This window comes from Frankia sp. AiPs1 (assembly GCF_023716945.1).
Classification (GTDB): domain Bacteria; phylum Actinomycetota; class Actinomycetes; order Frankiales; family Frankiaceae; genus Frankia.
The window spans coordinates 1-2,821 of the sequence record NZ_JAMQQF010000692.1 but is presented as its reverse complement, the minus strand read 5'-3'; the positions used below and the strand labels follow the sequence as shown (position 1 = coordinate 2,821).

At 74.0% G+C, this 2,821-nt stretch carries 3 protein-coding genes; all 3 read left to right on the top strand.

The window, feature by feature from the left end; genetic code table 11:
- Positions 1-569, top strand: a 569-nt coding sequence (locus ND748_RS29465; protein WP_285902889.1) for an acetyl-CoA hydrolase/transferase C-terminal domain-containing protein, incomplete at its 5' end; no start/stop codon positions are given.
- A 190-nt stretch (positions 570-759) separates the two neighbouring features.
- Entirely contained in the window at positions 760-2,211 is a 1,452-nt protein-coding gene (locus ND748_RS29460; RefSeq protein ID WP_374216070.1) for a DUF222 domain-containing protein, read from the top strand.
- A gap of 142 nt (positions 2,212-2,353) precedes the next feature.
- Positions 2,354-2,821: ATP-binding cassette domain-containing protein (locus tag ND748_RS29455; protein ID WP_308205762.1), on the top strand; the 468-nt coding region annotated here is incomplete at its 3' end.

Here is a 2,821-nt window from a genome sequence, read left to right as displayed (position 1 = left end):
GCCCGGGGGCGCTCGGCGTCGCCGTGCTGGAGGCCCTGCGCGCCCCCGTGCACATGGACTCGGGCCTGCTGCCCGAGGGCGTCGTCGACCTCGACCGCCGCGGCCTGCTCGCCGGTACCCCGGTGACCACCTACCTGGCCGGCGGCCCGGGCCTGCTGGCCTGGGCGGCGGGCCGCCCGCTGCTGCATCCCATCGAGCACACCCACGACCTGGGCCGGCTGTCGTCCGGTCTGCCGTTCGTCGCGGTGAACACCGCGATCGAGCTCGACGAACAGGCCCAGGTCAACGTGGAGGGCTTCCCGGGCGCGACCGTCGGCGGCGTCGGCGGCCACGCCGACTACGCCGCCGCCGGCGCCCGCTCGCCCGGCGGCCTGTCCATCATCGCCATGCCGGCGACCCACCGCGGCCGCCCCACCCTCGTCGAGCGTCTGTCCGCGCCGGTCAGCACCCCCGGCCACGACGTCGACGTCGTCGTCACCGAGCACGGCACCGCCGACCTGCGCGGCCTCGACCGCCGCGAACGCGCCGCCGCCCTCCACCAGCTCTGGGACCGCCCGACGGCACCCTGATCTCCCGGCCGGACTCGCGTCCTGGCCCACGATCAGGGTCGGTGCTGGTTCCGCGGAACACCTTGATCGTCTCGATCCCGGCAGAGTGTGGGCGTCGAGGCTGAGTTGATCTTGGTTGGGTTCCTGTCGGTGGGGCGTGGGACGATGTTCGAGTCCGATGTTCGACGACACCCCTGGCCCGGTGATCATGATGACTGTTCCTGTGTCCCCCGCACCCGCCGATCCCTCCGCCCCCTCGGTGTGGATGGGGGTGGACGCGGAGTCGGCTTCGCTGGACGAGGTCGAGGAGGTGATCTGCCGGTGGGCGGGGCGGATCGCGGCGGCGACGTCTGCCTGGTTGCAGGCCGTCGCCGCCTTCGACCGGCGCGAAGGCTGGACGAGGATGGGAATGGCCTCGTGCGCCCACTGGCTGGCGTGGCGGTGCGGGATCGGTCTACGTACCGCGCGGGAGCATGTCGCGACCGGACATGCGTTGGCACGTCTGCCCGCGATCCGGGCCGCGTTCGCCGCGGGCACCCTGTCGTATGCGAAGGTGCGGGCGGTGACCCGGATCGCCGACGAGCGCTCCGAGCAGGCGTGGTTGACCCACGCGCGGTACTGCACGGCGGGGCAGATCGAGCGGCTGGTGCGGTGCGCCCGCCAAGCCCGCGGGGAGGAGAAGCCCCGCCGGTCGGCGCAGCGGTTGTCGTGGCAGTACGACGACGGCGGCATGCTCCGCGTGACCGCGGTACTTTCTCCGGACGACGGCGCTCGGCTGATCGCGGCGTTGAACGCGGCCCGGGACAGCCTCGACACCACCACGCCCCTCGACACCACCACGCCCCTCGACGCCGCCGGCGATGCCCAGGCCCGTGACGCCGAGGCCGGTGAGGTGCCCGCGGACGGGGACAGTGTGGTCCGGGCGCGGGATCGCACGCGGGACGCCGAGGCGCTGGTCGCGTTGGCCGACGGGTTCCTCGACCGGCAGGCACCCGGGCTGATGGCCCCCGAGCACACCCTGACCATGCACCTGACCACCCGGCCCGACACCGACGCGGCCAGCAGCGCCGAGGACGGTGCTGCCTGCGCCGAGGACAGCACCCCGGCCAGGACGGCGCGGATCGGGATCGGGGCGTGGGCGGAAGTGGACGGGGGGATCGGGCTGTCCCGGCAGGTCGTGGCACGCCTGGGCTGTGACGGGTTCCTGCGCGGCCTGGTCACCGACCCCGACGGCAACCCTCTCTACCTGGGCCGGCGGCAACGTCACCCCGGCCAGCGGCTGCGGGATGCCGTCTACGCCCGCGACCATGGTCACTGCCAGTACCCGGGCTGCGGTCACACCCGCTTCCTGCAGATCCACCACCTCACCGAGTGGGGCCGGGGAGGGGACACCGACCTCGACCGGCTACTGCTGATCTGCTCGGCCCATCACCGGGCCGTCCACGACGAGAACATCCGACTCGACCGTGCCACCGACGGCACCGTCACCGCCCGCACCGCCGACGGCCGGGTCCTCACCGCCGCCCCACCGATCCTGCCCGGACCCGAACCCGCCAGCAGACTCGCCCACGCCACCCGCCACCTCGCCCCCACCGCCATCCACACCCCCGACGGCGGCCGACTCAGCCTCATCGACTCGATCCACGCCCTGCTCAACCCATGACTCGGGACAGACCCCGCCGCCGGTTCCGCGGAACCGGCCAGGGTTAGCATGGACGCATCATGGAGCTCTGACACCACCCGCGCCCGCGGCCGAGGCAGCGTCCCGGCGGGCGAGAGATCGCGATCCTCTCGGTGGTGTCCGCGTGGCCCAGCCCGCTCTTTCCGCAGCCGACCTCGTCCGCTCGTTGGGAGGGCGGCGCGTTCTCGACGGGGTGTCGCTCACCGCGGCGCCGGGGCATCGCCTCGGGCTGATCGGTGAGAACGGCGCCGGCAAGAGCACCCTGCTGCGGCTGCTCGCCGGCGTCGACGAACCCGACGGCGGCGCCGTCACGCGGCCGGCGGACATCGGCTTCCTGCACCAGGAGATGCCGTTCGATCCGGCCGCGACGATCGCCGACGTGCTCGGCGAGGCGCTGCGTGCGGCCCGCGAGGATCTTGCCGAGCTCGACCGGCTCACGGCCGCGCTCGCCACGACCCCGCCGGACGGCCCCGACCAGCCGGCGTTGCTTGCCGCGTACGGCGCGCGGCTCGAACGCGCACAGGACCACGCGGCCTGGGACGCCGACCGGCGCGCCGAGATCACCCTGGCCGGTCTCGGGCTTGGCGGGGTC